This window comes from Streptomyces colwelliae, from assembly GCF_048158785.1.
Classification (GTDB): Bacteria; Actinomycetota; Actinomycetes; order Streptomycetales; family Streptomycetaceae; genus Streptomyces.
The window spans coordinates 1-15191 of the sequence record NZ_JBLTJC010000256.1 but is presented as its reverse complement, the minus strand read 5'-3'; the positions used below and the strand labels follow the sequence as shown (position 1 = coordinate 15191).

The following is a 15191-nucleotide window of genomic DNA, read 5'->3' as shown; positions in this document are numbered from 1 at the left end:
GCACGAACCACCCCACCCCCACCTCGACCGGCCAACACGGCCAGGGCCTGGTCCAGTTCGTCCTCGCCGCCCACGAGGGCCAACGCAACACCCGCCTCTTCTGGGCAGCCTGCCGCGCCTACGAGAACGACATCGGCCCCGCCCTCATCGACCCCCTGATCGAAGCGGCCCTGGGCACGGGCCTGTCGGAGAGGGAGGCGCGCGCGACGATCGCGTCGGCGGCCCGGATGACGGGACATCGCCCGTAAAACCCGGATGACGGGACATCGCCCGCAAGACCGGCCCGCAACACCCGTAAGGGCAGACACGCGTAAGGGGTGTCCTCCATGGAGGACACCCCTTACGAACACCTGCGGTGGGTGTGGGATTTGAACCCACGGTCACATCGCTGCGACGACGGTTTTCAAGACCTTTCGCCGATCACGAGCGGTGAGGTCTCCGCCGCAGGTCAGACGGGTACGAGCGCCCCCGCCAAGCCGTCGTCATCGTCGTCGTGCCCGCTACGTGCCCCTGGGTCGAGATCGTGCCCGTTGACCCATGCGTCCGAGGCTTCGGCCACCTGGTCATCGCGGCCGGCGACCGGACGGGCGTAGTGCCGAGTGGTCACGCTCGCGTTCGAGTGTCCGAGGCGGTGAGCGGCCGTCATGACACCGTACCTGTCGGCTACCCAAGTCCCGTGCGAGGCCCGGAGATCATGCGGAGTGACGTCGGTGAGGCCGGCCGCCAACACGGCGGGGTCGAAGTAAGCCTTGCGCCACTGGTTGTAGTGCAGAGGCTTGCCCGCAGCCGTGGTGAACAGCAGCGCACGGCCATCGTCCGGCAGGGTCTCCATGTGCTTCCCGAGCCGTTTCGCGAGGGTGGGCGCCACGCGCAGTAGACGCTTCTGGTGGGACTTCGGGGTGTCGAAGACCAGGGCGCCGTTCGCCTCAGCGAGGTTCTCGTCAACCAGCACCGTGCCGCCCGTGACGTCGACATCATCGCGGCGCAGTGCGAAGCCCTCACCCACCCGGAGGCCGGCGAAGGCCAGGAGCGCGATCAGCAGGTCATGCGGCTTGTCGGCATTCCGCACGACGCGTGAGGCTTCGAGCGGCGTCAGGATGTGCGGCTCGGTCTGCGGCATCCGAGGTAGACGCACGCCCCTGCAAGGTGTCTGCGCGATCAGGTCGTTATCGACCGCCGAGGCCATGACCTGCGACAGCACTCGGTACGCCTGCCGGATGCGCGACGGGCTGAGCCCCCTCGTTCGCATCTGCGCGACCCACTCCGTCACGGTGATCGGACGCAGGCTCGACAGCTCACGGTCTCCAAGCGCCGGGTTGATCAGTGAGTTGATCAGCGACCGGTACGAAGCCTGTGTCTTGTGCTTGAGCTGCGGTGACACGGCCGCCAGCCAACGAGCCGACCAGTCCCGGACCGTCGTCTGTCCTTCGACGGGATCGATCCAGTGGCCGTCTTCGATCTCGATGCGCTTCTTTGCCAGCCACCGATCAGCGTCCGTAGTCGTGGCGAACGTGCGGTCGGCAGGCCGCAACACACCGTCAGGCCCCGGGTATCGAGCCTGATACCGCCCTGAGGGCAACTTCCGAACCCTGCCGAAGCCCCGGCGAGACTTGCGCTTCCCCGCCATCAGGCAGCCCTCCTAAGGCCTGTCGGTCGGAGGACGACCGGTTCCACGGTGTTCGCGGCTACGTAGGCCTCTATCGCCCGCTCAGGGATTCGAACGTGCCGCCCGACCTTCACGAAGGTGATCCGCCGCTCTTCAATCAGCCGGCGCGAGAACCGCACAGTCGTGCCGAGGAGTTCGGCGACCTCTTGGACGTTGAGGAGCCGTTCCACAGTCACCACTCCCCCTCTGAGCTCGGGTCGGGCAGATCCGCGAGGGCTTCGCGTGCGGTCTCGCGGTTGAGTTGGATGTCCCGACGGATGTTGGCGGCGAGCCAGGACTCACCGGGCGTGTAGCCGTGGCCGGCGTAGGTCCAGTGCGCGAAGGTGAGCGTGGTTGCCTCCGGGTTGTCGTCGGGGTCGGGCAGGCCGAGGGCTTCGCGGTGTTGGGCCGCCCGGTAGTCGGCGCGGACCTGTCGCAGGGCGCCGAGGGTGGTCGAGTAGCTGCGGGACTTGGTGGAGAAGTGGCCCCGGAAGCCGAGCATGTGAGCCCAGTCCCGGAGCTTGCGGTCCGGGTAGAGCGCGTGCAGGTCCAAGCACGCCTCGATCAGCCGGCGGGGGTGGTCGGGCACGCCGAGCAGCACCAGCGCCTCTTTGTTGCCTACACGGCGGTCGACCGTGCCTGTGGTCTCCGCCGCCTTCGTGGCGTACTTCGCGACGTAGGAGGCCACGGCCGCTTCCGTGATCTCTTCCCCGTGGCCGAAGGCGCCGATCGGCTGGACGTCGAGCTGCGTGCCCCAGCCCAGCGTGCGGGCCGGCTCATCCCCAGCCGGATCGACCTCGACCGCGACGCGGGCAGCGGCGGCACGAATCGCACCATCGAGCAGGTCGAGCGTGGCCCAGGCCGGCGGTGGACTGTCGGGCCCGTCTGGTCCGTCGAAGCGAATCACCGCGTGGAAGTGGATGGCACCGCGCTTCTGGTACTCGGCGACCTTGCCGAACGCCACGCGGGACTGTTCGCGAGCGTCTTTCTGCGTGAGGCCGGCCCGCTTGGCGATCTCGCGGCGTAGGTAGATCGTGAAGTAGCGCCACAGGTCGGAGGCATGGTTGTTCCACAGCACCGCGCCGGCGTAGTCGTACGTCGTCGAGTCGAGCGGGGTGCCGAGTTCGGGTGCGTCCTCGCCGTGGCGTTGTCCGCAGCGGCAGGCACGGTTGCCGGGGCGGTTGTGGACGGGGCCGAACGAGGGCGCGGTGAGGGTGGCGAAGACGCGGGGGTGGTCGCGGATCGTGTATGGGGTGCCCTTGTCGGGGTCGCCGACGAGGCCGGCGCGGATGAGGTGGTAGGTGTCGCCGGCGTAGGTCCAGGCGCACGCGGGGCAGCGGGAAGCACGGCGGTTGCCGCATGCGATCCGGAGCATGCCACCGGGCTCGTGCTCGGTGCTGTAGGCGTACAGGATCGTCTTAGTGGCCGGGTCGATGGTCTTCGTGGCGCCGGCGAGCCGGATCGGGTCAGAGCAGCCTCCGGTACGGCGGATCTGCTCTTGCCAACGGTCGAAGTCGGCCGAACCGGCCACCCTCAGCACGTCGCCGAGGGTGGCCGAGTCGAGACCCGCCAAGGTGGCGGTGTCAGTCACGGGCTCACCGACCCTTCCGGTGGGCGGGGCCGTGGTTGGCGCTGTAGTCCTCGACCAGGGCCGTGACGTCGGTGTCGCCGTTGGCGTGGTCCTCAGCACCGCAGCCGCCGCACCGGTAGTCGCCCTGGGAGGGGCTGTATCGAGTACCGGTCTTCACGCGCAGGCCGGGGCTGTCCTCGGTCGGGGTGAGGTCGGCGGGGAGCTTGCGGAACATCGCGGTCACCTCCCGGCCGGCACGAGCACGGCGGGCAGCGGCAGGGCGTGGCCGGTGCCGTCGCAGGCCGGGCAGACGACGCGGAGCAGTACGCGGGAGCCGTCGCGGTGACGGGTGCCGGTGGTGACGGAGGCGACGGGGAAGCCGTCGCAGTGGTAGCAGACCGGACGGTTCGGGAGACGAACAGGCATGATGAGTGAAGCCCTTTCGGGTCGGAAGATCGGGAAGTGGTCGAGCCGTCCGGGGCGGCGGAAACTTGGCGGTTGAGGCCGCCCCGGGCGGTGCTACTTGTGCTTGCTATTGCGGCTGATCGTGTAGCTGATTCCGCCGCTTGCCGACAGGACCGCGATGGCCGCACCGGCGATGACCTGGACGACGAAGGCGATCACCAGGAGCACGGCGATCGAGCCGGCGACGATGACCAAGGTCAGGACGATCGGGCCTTTGTAGGAGCGCGGGGCTTCCTGCACGATCACGACCTTGCGCAGGTCGGTACCGTGCGGGATCTGCCGGTAGATGTCGGCCGGGATGTGACCGGCGCGCCACTGGTCTTCGGGTAACTGCATCGGACCGTCCCTCTCTGGTCAGGTGCACCTGTGGGTGCGGGCGGTGAGTTCGGCGGCGGAACGGTCGTCGTGCTCGGTCGAGAAGCCGCAGTCCGGGGCGGTGCAGGCGGCGGTGTGCTTGGTCTGGCCCCGGCCGTTGTTGAAGGAACCGACCCTGACGGGGCCGATACGGATCACGTTGAAGAAGCGGTTCGGGCGGGACATGGCTGAACCTCCTTATGAATCACGCGAGTTGGGCGACGATCGCGCCGGCGAGGTCCTCGGGGACGCCGAGCCGGGCGCGCAGGGTGGCGGTATCGATCGCGGTACCAGTGCGGGTGCGGTACTCGGTCGCGATCTTGCGAGCGTGATCGACCAGCGCCGGGGGCACGGCCGGGGCCGCCTCCGGGAGAGCCGGTGCAGGCTCCGGTGAAGTAATCTCCGGCACCGGTGCCGGGTCAGGGGTCTCGGGGCGGTCGATCACCGGCGCGGGCCGGGGCTCCGGCTGCCGTTCCGGGGTGGGGTCGGCAGGTGCGTGAGCAAGCAAGGTGCCGCCGAGGAAGGCAAGTGCAGGCCAGCCGGCGACCCCGAGCCGGAGCAGGGCGGGCGGGTTGTCGAGGTCGAGGAAACCGGCCGTGGCGATGTTGGCCCCCAGCGAGGCGACCAGCGCGACCACGAACCAGCACCACGCCAGTCCGGAGCGGTGGGCCCGCAGCCGGCGCCACGCGGCGACCATCAACAGGTCGACACTGATCGGGTAGGCCCAGGCCTTCCATCCGGTCTGCCCGGCGGCTTGGGCCAGGTCGTGCAGGTGAGAGAAGGACAGGGCACCGGCGATCACGGCTTGTACGAGTACGGCATCCATGCGGATCGAGCGGGACACGGTCTTCACCTCCTTCACAGGGGTTGGGCCAGGGGGCGGGCGGGGAGCGGTGTCCGGCCGCCCGGCCCCGGCGAGTTCAGTCGTCGGCGGGGATCTCGCCGGCACCCAGACAGCCCAGGCAGATGCCCGTCTGCTGTCCGACCGCCCGGCGCTTGCGGCCGACCAGGACCATGCGGGAGACCTCACCGGTGCCCTTGCAGGGCAGACACGGCTTGACCTTCGGCTTCGCGGTCTTGCGCAGGGCCATGAGCGTTCTCCTTCCGGATTTGGGCATGGCGCGGGTAGGGACCCGGCGCGAAGCGGTCACGCCGACCGTGGAACGAGGGGTGTTACTCGGTGACCGGCTAGGGCTGAACCAGCGGCGGCACGGCCGGCATCGGCGGGACGGAGAGCTGCCCGACCGGCCGGAACGGAGCCAGGAACGGCAGGTCCGGGGCGAGATCGGCGAACTGGCGGCACACGGCCGCTGTCTCGCCGGGGGTGGTCTCGGGGGTGCGGATGCGGGACCAGCCTCCGGAGGTGTCACCGGCCACCGCGACCCCAGGGCGATCCGGGGCGATCGCGGTCACGGCCATCACGGCATCCGGAGCGATGTCGCCGAGCCCCATGTCGGCGGTCTGCTTGTCGTTGACGCGGTGCACGACCCGGCCGGTGAGCTGAGCGCGGAGCGCGGTCGCGCCCTTGCCCAGGTCGGAGCCGAAGCGCTGCCCGCACACCTCCAGGTAGACGCCGATCGCGCGGGCCATCTGGCCCAGCCTCACCAGGTTCATGACCGTGTGATCGCGGGCCGCCTCATCCTTCTTCGAGGTCACGAAGAACAGTTCCGCGATCTCGTCGACCAGCACGACCAGCGGCACCGGCCGGACCTCATCCGGCAGTTCCCACAGGTCCGAGACCCCGTACAGGGCGAGCAGGTCGAAACGCTCTTCCATCTCCCCGACCAGCGCGTCGATCAGGTCCCCGGCCGACTGAGGATCGGTGACCAGCGCCGACAGACGCGACGCGTACCGGCCCAGTTCCACACCGCGCTTGCAGTCGATCCCGATCAGACCGACCGGCAACTGAGCCAGCCCCTTGATCAGGTTGCGCTGATACATCGACTTCCCGGACTGGTTCGCGCCCAGCGTCAGGGCGTGCGGCACCTTGCGGTAGTCCCGCACGAACACGGTGCCGTCCTCCCGCAGCGCGACCGGAACGACCAGGTCACGCGGCTGAGCCTTGCGCGGCAGCTTGACCCGGCGCAGCACGTCCCACCCGGTCATCCGCAACTCCACATAGCCGGGCTTGGTCTCCCGCACGATCACCGACCGCACGCCCCACGCATGGCGCAGACGCTCGGAGGACGCGGCGAGGTCAGCGGGCTCCAGGCCGGCCGGAAGCCGGAGAGTGACCCGCAGACCGGTCGAGGTACCCCGCACACGGCGGACCTTCGGCGGCACCGGCCGCACCTCGGCACGGGCCAGGTTCCGCTTGACGAAGGCGCGGAAGCCGGACGGTTGCACCGTCAGCCCGCAGACCTCCATCGTGTCCCGGTAGGTCCAGGTGAACCGGCCCCACGTGAGGGGCAGGCCCACCACCGACCAGTACACGCGCGGGACGTTGTACTTGGCGTAGCCGAGGCCACCGGCGCCGGCCGCTATGGTCCCGGCCTCCAGCCAGGTCGCCAGGTCCGTCATGGTCAGGCCTCCAGCGCGAGGGCAACCGCGCGGAACGAGATGCCGTGGCGCTTCTGGCCGTTGAACTCGTTCTCCCAGTCGCGGGCCTTCAGGCCGATCACCCGAACCGGCGTGCCGGGCGTGAGGCCGCTCGGGATACCCGTCTCGGGAACGGTCACCGGGTAGAGGTTGCCCTCTCCCTCGTCCGAGATCAGCAGACCCACCGTCGACAGGCCCGCACCGGTCTCCCGGTCCATGGCCCGCTCCCCGGTCTGCTTGTTGGCGAGCTTCGGCGTCGGCGCGGTCGCCACGAACACCATGGCGGTCGAAACATCGATCTTGAACGACGGCATGCGTCACTCCCTTGTACGGCGGAAGAGTTCGAGCCCCTCCACTCACGGCAGCTTGTATATCCAAGCTGTGTCATCACCGTAGGACCCTCAACTTGGATATGCAAGTGGGTAGTTAAAAAAAGAGGACCCGAAGGTCCTCTAGGTGAGATCACGCACGCCGATGCGTCAGGGAACGTCGATCACGTACCGGAAGACGTGTCGATCGCACGGGACGCGCGAATCGAGCACTTCGACCACCTGACCTGCGGCGGTGTGTGCGGTCCGGAAGACGCGGGCCAGGGGCACGCCTGGCGGGATGCTCAGTGCGTCGATCTCGGCAGGGCTCGGCATGCCGATCTCAAGGTCTTCGACGAACTGGACGATCCGCTGCTTCACCGGCCCCTGGGGATCTTCGATCAGCCGGCTCACGCCGCCACGGATCCGGCGCGGTTCTTCAACCTCTGTGCCGCCAAACAGTGCGGCGGGGTAGTACCCGTCGACGAGTTGCATGGGTGCATCGTTCACGAAGAACGCGCGCCGGCGAACGATGACGGATGTCCCCTCTTCCACCCCGAGCCGTGATGCGATCTCGGCGGGAGCCGGCAACGTCCGGACCTCCAGGATTCGCTGCTCGGGACGAAGTCCTTGCGCGGCGGCTTCGGCGTTGAAGTTGCTCACACCGGTCTGCCGGCGCTCCCTGAAGTTCGCCCCCGTGGTGAGCATCTGGACGTTCGGGCGGGGACGGACGAACACCCCGCGCCCCTGTTCGCTGATCAGCAAGCCGTCAGCTTTGAGCAGTGCCAGAGCCTTGCGTACCGTGACGCGCGTCGTGTCGTACTGATCTTTGAGTTCGTTCTCTGAGCGCAGCTTCTCGCCCGGAGGTAGGCCTCCAGAAAGGATCAATGCGCGAAGCTCATCCGCAATCTTCCTGTAGGTAGGAAGATCTTTCTCGGGCATTTGGGTCACCTCGACTTGGCTATGCAAGCTAGCCTACGTGACCGCACTGACAGCGTCACTCAGTGAACGCCCACCCGCTCCAGTGCTCGACACGGACGATCACGACAGGCCCCTCAGGGGGGTGATCGCGGTACTGCTCGTATTTGTCTTGCAGCAGTTCAACGGCCTTTAGCCGATCGTCGCCGCTATCCCAGACCTCCGCTTGACCGTCGCCTCTTGACCACCAGAGTGTGGACCAGTCGGGGCCGTAGTGATCGACAAGGACCGCCACGTGCGGATTCTCTCGGATGTTCCGGAGCCGCCGAAGGTTCCATGAAGTCTTGGGCTTGTGATCAATTGCGAAGAACACGGCATCGTCACTGATCGCGAACGTGATCGGTACGACGTGGGGAACACCGTCAGCGCCAGCAGTCGCCAGCCGTGCGACCGGCGACGAAGCGAACCTTTTACGAGCATCAGCAGAAGCAAGCTTCATGTGGTCACCGTATCCAGCCGGGCGGACAAAGGCGGGGCTCGTTCAGCTCGATCATGAGCCGAGCCAGGTTCGGCGATCGCGAGCGACGGCGTAGACGAACTCGATCTCCTCCGGCCTGAGTACCCCTACTTGTCGCCGGAACGACGAGATCTCTCGATCCTTGATCACTTTGACATCACCCAGGGACTGGGCCACCGCGATGTTGGCGGCAGAGACGAAGACCAGCACCGGAGCCACCTTCACCGGGAAGCCGCAAGCTCTAGTCAGCACCGCTGACGCCCTGCTGCCCTCATGACGGCTGTTGCGGACGTACGGGTGCCCTCGACCGCCATTCACCTTCACCGCGCTGTCGCCCACCCAGACACGGGCGTTGCGGAAGTACTTGGTGTTCAGGCAGAAGACGCCACCAGGTCCGATCAGTAAGTGATCGATGTCTGCTCCGCTCGGCAGGGGTATGGAGTGGAGCGGATGCCAGCCGCGCCTCTTGAGTCGATCGAGCTTGGCGCCGGCGATCCGTTCCCCAGCAACACCCTTCCGCCAAGAGTCACTGTCATCGCTCTGACGCCACAGCCGCATCATTTGCCTGTTCAGCCAGGTTGGCGCTCCCTTCAGTTGAGGGAGGAGCGAGTCACCGGGGCGGTTCGCGGCGAGATCGTCGGTCACGGGCAGGGGAGGTAGCGCGGCCGTCGAAGGCGACGCGACCGAAACAGGAGACGAGGGGCCCGCCAGATGAGGCGCCAAAGCATCCAGTACCTGATCTCGGTACGACGCCTGAAGCACTTTGAGGTGGCCGGACTTGCAGTCGTACCAGGCAACGGTGTCGCCACTCTCGGTGGCTACGTAGAGCCGATCGTGCCCATGACGCGTCCAGTGCTTGACCACTAAGCCAGGCATTCCCACCCCCGCCGACGACGCCGCATCATCGTGATGGGACCAACTCTCGCGCCGAACGGCAAGAAGGCATCCGGTCATCAACTCGCGCGCCGTCGAGGGTTGTTACAGGTTTCTCTACCTCATCAAGCCCCGCCCGTTGGGCGGGGGAGGGCGGTCCCGCCACCACGGCCCGCAGCGTCCAACGAAGCCCTCAGCCGTCGCGCACTTGGGATAACAGGACTTGACAGCAACCGTAAGGTTCCTCAGCTTCCCCATGCTTCACAGCCCCTCAGGGCTTCCGTCTCAACCCCCTTGGGTCGCAGGCCCACAGCGGCACGGGACAGCGGCGGGGGCTCTTGGCCCTTCGGCCATCCGGTCGCGCTGTCCCTGCTGGCTTTCGACCGTCGCTGCGTTGATCACACACCCCCGGCCCGCACTGCGGGCCGGCGCGCGGCTCGGGGCCGGGGCTGCGCTCCCGCCTACGGCTGCGCGCCGCCCCGGCCTCGGCCCCGCGCCACCTTCGATGCCCCGGGGTGATCACGCTTCACACTCCGATCCCGCCAAGGGCCGATGCACCGGACCGAGCCTGATTCCCCACCCATGGCCCACACCACCAGGCCCGACCTTGGGGAAGACGGCACTGCCCACAGGGTTACTTGCATGATCCGGCACAGACCAACAGACGCTTTGACCCCACAAGCAGGTGCGCGACGGCTGAGGGCTTCGTTGGACGCTGCGGGCCGTGGCGGGAAGGGACCGTGCTGGCTGGGGAGGTCACTCCGAGACTTTAAGGTCTGGTGACCTGCGGGGCCCCTCCGAGAGCAAGAAAGGGGGCCGAGTGCCTGCTTCGCACGGTGAGGATCAATGACCCTCTCCATTGGATCAAGTGTAATTGCCCCCTTTCATGCTCTCGCCCCACAGATCACCAGACCTCAAACTCTCTCCTCCGACCCGTGGGCAAGCGCACCAAGTGGTTGGTTTCACGTGAAACATCGATTCGCCCCAACTCCCTTGTGAGCAAAGAGAGTTGAAATGAAAATGATCACGCTAAGTCAGATCAGGCCTGACCGCCAGTTGCAGAGCCTTCCGGGGCAGGTTCATCTGGCGGGTTGAACGTCTGCTGTAGGCCGATGACGCAGAGGCACACCACAACGGCGAGCAAGACAGCGAACACAGACCATGACCACCAGACCCCGGGAAGAACAAGCAACCAGAGCAGCGGAAATGCGATCACCAAGATCATGAACAGGGCACCCAAACTCGCCCAGTTCCGCCGATGCGCCACGTATCGGGTTTGCCTGGACGCGACTGCTCCAAGCTGACTCCTGATCAGGACGTTCAGCTGAGCAATCTCGTGAGTCCACTGACCCGGCGGCCCAGCTCGCAGCTTGTCTAGCAACACCCAGTTGCGTTCGAGGTCAGCGATGAGTCGAGCGTCGCGACGGTTCTGGACGATACCTGTGACCAACGGTCCCGCTGCGGCAGCCGCCACAACGCCGATGCCCCCGAGGAGCGGCGTAAGCCATGACTCCAACTGCGTGCCCTTCACCGTTCGCTGCGTACCTATGACTGTCAACAGCCTAAGACTCGGCAGTGACATCAGAGGACGAAGAAGCGACTCGGACCACCCTGGGGCCGACCCTCAACACCCGATCTTGTTTGAGCTACGGATCAGAAAGGTCCCGTGCCCCTGCCGTGCCCGATCGGCCGGTAACTGACGGGGAACCACAGTGATTGACGGACGACGCGCACGAGAATGGCCCATGACCGAACTACCTGGTCAGGGGCCATTCACCTGCGGTGGGTGTGGGATTTGAACCCACGGTCACATCGCTGCGACGACGGTTTTCAAGACCGTTCCCTTAGGCCGCTCGGGCAACCCACCTGCGCACACGCCCACCAGGGACGGAGCGGGTACAGCGTACCGGGATCGCGCGGTTCGCGGGGTGCGTGGTCCTCCTTCGGCGACCTGGCGCTGTTACTCCGGCGCCGCACCCGAGAAGTCGTACACGGCCCAGTCGGTGATCCGGACGTACCCGAGGCGTTGGTAGAGGGCGTTGCTGGTGGGGTTGCCCGGGTCCGTGAAGAGGACGACGTCCGTGGCGCCCGTGGCCAGCGCGGCTCTGGTCACCTCGGCCGTCACGGCGCCGGCGTAGCCGCGGCCCCGGAGGTGGGCCGGGGTGTAGACGGGGTCCACGCGGACCATGCCGCCGATCTTCGAGGTCGAGCCCGCGATGGAGACCGGAGTGCCGTCCGGGGTCTCCCAGAACGTGAAGTGCTTGTCCGCGAAGCGGGTGTCGGCCCAGGAGTCGGGGAGGACTTCGTCGACGGCGGTGGCGAACTCGCGGCACCAGTGGACGACTTGGGCGTGGTCCTCCGAGCACGCGACCCGACCTCGGCCCTCCGGGGCCGGCTCCTGCGGGGTGAGTGTGCCGAGGCGGTACAGGTGGAGCCGGACGCGGAGTGCGGACGTCGCGCCCGTGTGCCGCCGCCATGCCTCCGCGAACGCGGTCGCGGTGCTCTGGTCCGCGGTGACGTAGGGCAGCGGGTGCCCGAGGTCCGCCAGGCGGGCGGCGAGGGTGTCGGCCTGCTCGGGGGTGAGGGAGGTGGGTGCCAGGCCGCGGGACGGGAGGCGGTAGAAGGTGGCGTCGACCCTGCCCGCCCGTTCCAGTCGGCCGAACAGGACGGCTCCGTCGCCGTATTGGGCCGACCCGCGCGTTCGCAGTCTCTCCATCACCGTCAACGGCGTGGTGTGCAGGGCGGGGCGCGAGCGCAGGAAGTCCCCGCCTCCGGCGAGGAAGTCGTCCAGGTCTTCGGTGAGGTACCAGTCGTCCGGTCGCATGGTTCATGGTTTCCCATGCCTCGGGCCCACGTCTGTGGTTCTTCCCCACCAACTCCCTGTGTGGAACAGGGATGCCGCCTCGTGCGCGGCACCCCTGCCCACCTTCACGTCACCTCACTACGGCCGCTGCATCACCCGGTCCACCACGGCGCTCGCGGCGATGTACGTCCACTGCTCGTACCTCGTCCCGCCCGCCGTGCGCCGATCGTGCATGCCGAGGTACCGGTACGTCTTCGCGTCGAAGACCATGACCGGGCCGCCGTGTGCCCAGGGGGTCCCGGCGGGTCCCATGTACTGGATGCCGACGCCCACGCGCCCGTCGACGTCCTTCTGGTGGGGCAGGACCTTCATGCCGGGGACGGCGGCGAGCGCCTCGTAGGCCGCGGAGCGCAGCCCCTTCGGCAGGACGGGGGCGCGGAGCAGACCGGAGACGAAGACCTGGGTCATCGGCCAGTCGGCGGCCTTCATCGGCTTGCTGTAGTCCGGCTTTCCGCCCATGTCCCGCAGGGTGATCACCAACTTGCGCGGATCGGTGGGCAGTTGCTCGAGGTCGGTCCACTTGGTCGGCGGCCAGGTGCTCTGGCCCGGAACGAACACCGGGACCCATTGCTTGTGGCCCAGTTCGCTGACGTAGGACTTCTTGGAGCCGTCGACCGAGTTCCAGCTCTCGTCGACGTACGTCCTGGTCCGGCCGCCCTTGGTCGGGGTCTCCTTGATGATCTCCTTCGTGTAGATGAACTGGTCGTCGCGCGGGGCGATCGGCTTCTCCAGGCGGCGTTCCTCGGCCGCCGCGCCGTGCAGCACGGTGCTCGCGCTCACCGGCTGGGTGCGGGGTGAGGACTCGTTGTCGTGCTCGGCGATCACGACGCTCGTGGCCACCGCGGCGGCCGCGACGCCCGCCACCGCCATCCGCAGGACCGGACGGCGTCGTACGGTCGCGGGGGCGAGGGTGGTGGGCTGGAGCATCGCCTGGTGGAGGCGGAAGCGGGCACGCGCGCGTGCGGGGTCCGTGAGCGGGGGTGTGTCCGCGTCCCACTCCCTCAGGAGGTGGAGTTCGTTTCTCGGTTCACTCATCGTCGGATTCCTCTCGGAAGGCTGTCGGATCGGATCCGCCCAATGCGTCGCGAAGTTTTCTGCGAGCCCTGTGCAGCCGTGACCGGACCGTCCCCACCGGTATCTCCAGGGCGCGCGCGACCTCCTCGTAGCCGAGGTCGGCCCAGGCGACCAGCAGCAGCACGTCCCGGTGCCTGGCGGGCAACCGGGCCATGGCCAGGGCCAGTTCGCCCCGTACGGCCTGTGCGCTGACCTTCGCGGCCACCCGGTCGGCGACGGTGTCCTCAGCGCCGGCGGCGGGTGCGGCCGTCGGCAGCCGGCCGATCGCCTTCAGCCGTCGGGCCTCGGCGCGCCGGTGCCGGCCTATGAGGTTGGTCGCGATGCCGAACAACCACGGGCGGGCGTCGGCCAGTTCCGTGTTGTACCGGAAGCGCTGCTGGAACGCGGTGGTGAACGTCTCCGCCATCAGGTCCTCGGCGACCTCCGTACCGAGCCGGCGCGCCGCGTAACGGTGCACCGAGTCGGCATGGCGGTCGAAGAGCACGGCGAATGCCTCGGGCTCATCCCACGACCGTTCGATCACCGAGGCGTCGCTGTCCTGCCCCACCCTGACGCCTGGTCCGACGGTCATCGGGGCTCCTCTCGTCGATGCGAACACGCTGATGAAGACTGGGCTTTCACCCGTACTTCGCCGCAGGGAGGAATCCGGTTCCCTCGTGGTGCACGCACGCGTGGAGGGCACAAAACGATCGGGCCGGGCGAGGAGGTCCTCGCCCGGCCCGATCGGCCGACCATATGACGCTACGTCAGCTGTGCCAGCCGCATCAGCTGTGTCAGCCGCGTCAGCTGTCGCCGACCCTCGACCCGAGAGTCAGGTCGGTCGTGTGCTCCGTACCGCCGCGCTTGTACGTGATCTTGACCTTGTCGCCCGGCTTGTGGGTCCAGATCTCGCCGATGAGGGTCGGGCCGCTGTCGATCACCGAGTCGTCGAGCTTGACGATGACGTCGCCGGCCTTGAGACCCGCCTTGGCCGCGGGGCCGCCGGCCTCCACCGAGGAGGCGCCGCTGACTCCCTCGGCGGTGATCGTCGCGCCGGCGGTGCTGTCCTCCAGGGAGACGGAGGCGCCGATCTTGGCGTACACCGGCTTGCCGGTCTTGATCAGCTGCTGGGCGACGTACTTCGCCTGGTTGATCGGGATGGCGAAGCCCAGGCCGATCGAGCCGGACTGGCTGGTGGAGCCGAGGCCGCCGCTGCTGGTCGACTGGATCGCGGAGTTGATGCCGATGACCGAGCCCTGGGCGTCGAGCAGCGGGCCGCCCGAGTTGCCGGGGTTGATCGAGGCGTCGGTCTGCAAGGCGCTCATGTACGACGCCTTGCTGGTGGAGCTGCCGTCGCTGGAGGCCACCGGGCGGTTCTTGGCGCTGATGATGCCCGTGGTCACCGTGTTGGACAGGCCGAAGGGGGCGCCGATGGCGATCGTCTCGTCGCCGACGGCCACCTTGTCCGAGTCGCCGAGGGCGAGCGGCTTCAGGTTGCTGGGGGCATCCTTCAGCTTGATGACCGCGACGTCGTAGCCCTGGGCGTGGCCGACGATCTCGGCGTCGTACTTCTTGCCGTCCGGGAAGGTCGCCGTGAGCTTGCCGCCGTCGACCGCGTCGGCGACGACGTGGTTGTTGGTGACGATGTGGCCCTGGGTGTCGAACACGAAGCCCGTGCCGGTGCCGCCCTCGCCGCTGGTGCTCTCGGCCTCGATGGTGACCGTGCTGGGCAGGGACTTGGCGGCGACCGCCGCGATGGTGCCCGGGCTGCGCTTCACGGAGGCGCTGCTGCCGGTGTCGGCGGAGACGGTGGTGGAGTTGCTGTTGTTGTCGTTGTCCTTGGCCAGCGTGTAGCCGATGCCGCCGCCCAGGCCGCCGGCGACCAGCGCGGCGATCAGCACCGCGGCGATCAGGCCGCCGCGTCCGCCACCGCGCTTCTTGGGCGCGGGCTGCTGGTACGGGGTGCCCCAGCCGTCGCCTCCGTACCCACCCGCGCCGGCGGCCGTGTCGCCGCCGTATCCGCCGACGCCCTCGCCGCCGTACGCGCCTGTGCCCGCGCCTCCGTCGGCGTACGACGGGGTGGCGGG

The 15191-nt window shown here is 68.0% G+C and carries 19 protein-coding genes, 1 tRNA gene and 1 pseudogene; 1 reads left to right on the top strand and 20 read right to left on the bottom strand.

Translation table 11 applies throughout. From position 1 onward, the window contains the following. Positions 1 to 248, top strand: a pseudogene (locus ACNFOC_RS37380) (bifunctional DNA primase/polymerase); the annotation flags it as partial. A gap of 200 nt (positions 249 to 448) precedes the next feature. On the opposite strand, the gene ACNFOC_RS37375 reads toward ACNFOC_RS37380, so the two are convergent. From ACNFOC_RS37375 to ACNFOC_RS37280, 20 genes are all read right to left on the bottom strand, one after another. Then, a complete protein-coding gene (locus ACNFOC_RS37375; RefSeq protein ID WP_416963473.1) occupies positions 449 to 1627 on the bottom strand; it encodes a tyrosine-type recombinase/integrase in 1179 nt (392 codons plus the stop codon). Next, the gene (locus ACNFOC_RS37370; RefSeq protein WP_416963472.1) at positions 1627 to 1845 is read right to left on the bottom strand and encodes an excisionase family DNA-binding protein; all 219 of its coding nucleotides are present in this window, start codon (positions 1843 to 1845) and stop codon (positions 1627 to 1629) included. The genes ACNFOC_RS37375 and ACNFOC_RS37370 overlap by 1 nt, the downstream gene beginning before the upstream one ends. After that, a complete protein-coding gene (repSA, locus tag ACNFOC_RS37365; RefSeq protein WP_416963471.1) occupies positions 1839 to 3236 on the bottom strand; it encodes a replication initiator protein RepSA in 1398 nt (465 codons plus the stop codon). Before repSA ends, ACNFOC_RS37370 begins: the two co-directional genes overlap by 7 nt. 4 nt (positions 3237 to 3240) lie before the next feature. After that, positions 3241 to 3450, bottom strand: coding sequence for a hypothetical protein (locus tag ACNFOC_RS37360; RefSeq protein ID WP_416963470.1), 210 nt, complete (start codon positions 3448 to 3450; stop codon positions 3241 to 3243). A gap of 5 nt (positions 3451 to 3455) precedes the next feature. Beyond that, positions 3456 to 3641, bottom strand: coding sequence for a hypothetical protein (locus ACNFOC_RS37355; RefSeq protein ID WP_416963468.1), 186 nt, complete (start codon positions 3639 to 3641; stop codon positions 3456 to 3458). 93 nt (positions 3642 to 3734) lie between these two features. Beyond that, complete coding sequence (locus ACNFOC_RS37350; protein ID WP_416963467.1) at positions 3735 to 4016, bottom strand: hypothetical protein; 282 nt, start codon at positions 4014 to 4016, stop codon at positions 3735 to 3737. An 18-nt stretch (positions 4017 to 4034) separates the two neighbouring features. After that, on the bottom strand, positions 4035 to 4220 hold the full coding sequence (locus ACNFOC_RS37345) for a mobile element transfer protein (protein WP_416963466.1): 186 nt from the start codon (positions 4218 to 4220) through the stop codon (positions 4035 to 4037). Between the two features lie 19 nt (positions 4221 to 4239). Further along, positions 4240 to 4878 carry a DUF2637 domain-containing protein gene (locus tag ACNFOC_RS37340; protein ID WP_416963465.1) on the bottom strand — a complete coding sequence of 213 codons (639 nt, stop codon included), beginning with the start codon at positions 4876 to 4878 and terminating at the stop codon, positions 4240 to 4242. A 76-nt stretch (positions 4879 to 4954) separates the two neighbouring features. Beyond that, the gene (locus ACNFOC_RS37335) at positions 4955 to 5125 is read right to left on the bottom strand and encodes a hypothetical protein (protein ID WP_416963464.1); all 171 of its coding nucleotides are present in this window, start codon (positions 5123 to 5125) and stop codon (positions 4955 to 4957) included. 97 nt (positions 5126 to 5222) lie between these two features. Further along, the gene (locus ACNFOC_RS37330; RefSeq protein ID WP_416963463.1) at positions 5223 to 6554 is read right to left on the bottom strand and encodes an FtsK/SpoIIIE domain-containing protein; all 1332 of its coding nucleotides are present in this window, start codon (positions 6552 to 6554) and stop codon (positions 5223 to 5225) included. Between the two features lie 2 nt (positions 6555 to 6556). Then, complete coding sequence (locus ACNFOC_RS37325) at positions 6557 to 6886, bottom strand: SCO3933 family regulatory protein (protein ID WP_416963462.1); 330 nt, start codon at positions 6884 to 6886, stop codon at positions 6557 to 6559. A gap of 165 nt (positions 6887 to 7051) precedes the next feature. Further along, complete coding sequence (locus ACNFOC_RS37320) at positions 7052 to 7822, bottom strand: GntR family transcriptional regulator (protein ID WP_405992138.1); 771 nt, start codon at positions 7820 to 7822, stop codon at positions 7052 to 7054. Between the two features lie 55 nt (positions 7823 to 7877). Then, positions 7878 to 8297 carry a TIGR03668 family PPOX class F420-dependent oxidoreductase gene (locus ACNFOC_RS37315; RefSeq protein WP_416963461.1) on the bottom strand — a complete coding sequence of 140 codons (420 nt, stop codon included), beginning with the start codon at positions 8295 to 8297 and terminating at the stop codon, positions 7878 to 7880. A gap of 51 nt (positions 8298 to 8348) precedes the next feature. After that, the gene (locus ACNFOC_RS37310) at positions 8349 to 8960 is read right to left on the bottom strand and encodes a nuclease-related domain-containing protein (RefSeq protein WP_416963460.1); all 612 of its coding nucleotides are present in this window, start codon (positions 8958 to 8960) and stop codon (positions 8349 to 8351) included. Between the two features lie 1267 nt (positions 8961 to 10227). Beyond that, the gene (locus tag ACNFOC_RS37305) at positions 10228 to 10719 is read right to left on the bottom strand and encodes a hypothetical protein (RefSeq protein WP_416963459.1); all 492 of its coding nucleotides are present in this window, start codon (positions 10717 to 10719) and stop codon (positions 10228 to 10230) included. A gap of 249 nt (positions 10720 to 10968) precedes the next feature. Beyond that, positions 10969 to 11055, bottom strand: a tRNA-Ser gene (locus ACNFOC_RS37300). A 93-nt stretch (positions 11056 to 11148) separates the two neighbouring features. Then, positions 11149 to 12012: a GNAT family N-acetyltransferase gene (locus ACNFOC_RS37295; RefSeq protein ID WP_416963458.1), complete on the bottom strand. Its 864-nt coding sequence runs from the start codon at positions 12010 to 12012 to the stop codon at positions 11149 to 11151. A 117-nt stretch (positions 12013 to 12129) separates the two neighbouring features. Beyond that, positions 12130 to 13086, bottom strand: a complete 957-nt coding sequence (locus tag ACNFOC_RS37290) for a CU044_5270 family protein (RefSeq protein WP_416963457.1) — start codon at positions 13084 to 13086, stop codon at positions 12130 to 12132. Continuing rightward, positions 13079 to 13696: an RNA polymerase sigma factor gene (locus ACNFOC_RS37285; protein WP_416963456.1), complete on the bottom strand. Its 618-nt coding sequence runs from the start codon at positions 13694 to 13696 to the stop codon at positions 13079 to 13081. The genes ACNFOC_RS37290 and ACNFOC_RS37285 overlap by 8 nt, the downstream gene beginning before the upstream one ends. A 211-nt stretch (positions 13697 to 13907) precedes the next feature. Continuing rightward, on the bottom strand, positions 13908 to 15191 hold a 1284-nt coding region (locus ACNFOC_RS37280; RefSeq protein ID WP_416963455.1), incomplete at its 5' end, for a S1C family serine protease.

Excerpts from the sequence above, each read along its gene's own strand:
- ACNFOC_RS37375 (WP_416963473.1), bottom strand. The coding sequence starts at position 1,627 with ATGGCGGGGAAGCGCAAGTCTCGCCGGGGCTTCGGCAGGGTTCGGAAG.
- ACNFOC_RS37360 (WP_416963470.1), bottom strand. The coding sequence starts at position 3,450 with ATGTTCCGCAAGCTCCCCGCCGACCTCACCCCGACCGAGGACAGCCCC.
- ACNFOC_RS37355 (WP_416963468.1), bottom strand. The coding sequence starts at position 3,641 with ATGCCTGTTCGTCTCCCGAACCGTCCGGTCTGCTACCACTGCGACGGC.
- ACNFOC_RS37350 (WP_416963467.1), bottom strand. The coding sequence starts at position 4,016 with ATGCAGTTACCCGAAGACCAGTGGCGCGCCGGTCACATCCCGGCCGAC.
- ACNFOC_RS37345 (WP_416963466.1), bottom strand. The coding sequence starts at position 4,220 with ATGTCCCGCCCGAACCGCTTCTTCAACGTGATCCGTATCGGCCCCGTC.
- ACNFOC_RS37335 (WP_416963464.1), bottom strand. The coding sequence starts at position 5,125 with ATGGCCCTGCGCAAGACCGCGAAGCCGAAGGTCAAGCCGTGTCTGCCC.
- ACNFOC_RS37330 (WP_416963463.1), bottom strand. The coding sequence starts at position 6,554 with ATGACGGACCTGGCGACCTGGCTGGAGGCCGGGACCATAGCGGCCGGC.
- ACNFOC_RS37325 (WP_416963462.1), bottom strand. The coding sequence starts at position 6,886 with ATGCCGTCGTTCAAGATCGATGTTTCGACCGCCATGGTGTTCGTGGCG.
- ACNFOC_RS37320 (WP_405992138.1), bottom strand. The coding sequence starts at position 7,822 with ATGCCCGAGAAAGATCTTCCTACCTACAGGAAGATTGCGGATGAGCTT.
- ACNFOC_RS37315 (WP_416963461.1), bottom strand. The coding sequence starts at position 8,297 with ATGAAGCTTGCTTCTGCTGATGCTCGTAAAAGGTTCGCTTCGTCGCCG.
- ACNFOC_RS37295 (WP_416963458.1), bottom strand. The coding sequence starts at position 12,012 with ATGCGACCGGACGACTGGTACCTCACCGAAGACCTGGACGACTTCCTC.
- ACNFOC_RS37290 (WP_416963457.1), bottom strand. The coding sequence starts at position 13,086 with ATGAGTGAACCGAGAAACGAACTCCACCTCCTGAGGGAGTGGGACGCG.
- ACNFOC_RS37285 (WP_416963456.1), bottom strand. The coding sequence starts at position 13,696 with ATGACCGTCGGACCAGGCGTCAGGGTGGGGCAGGACAGCGACGCCTCG.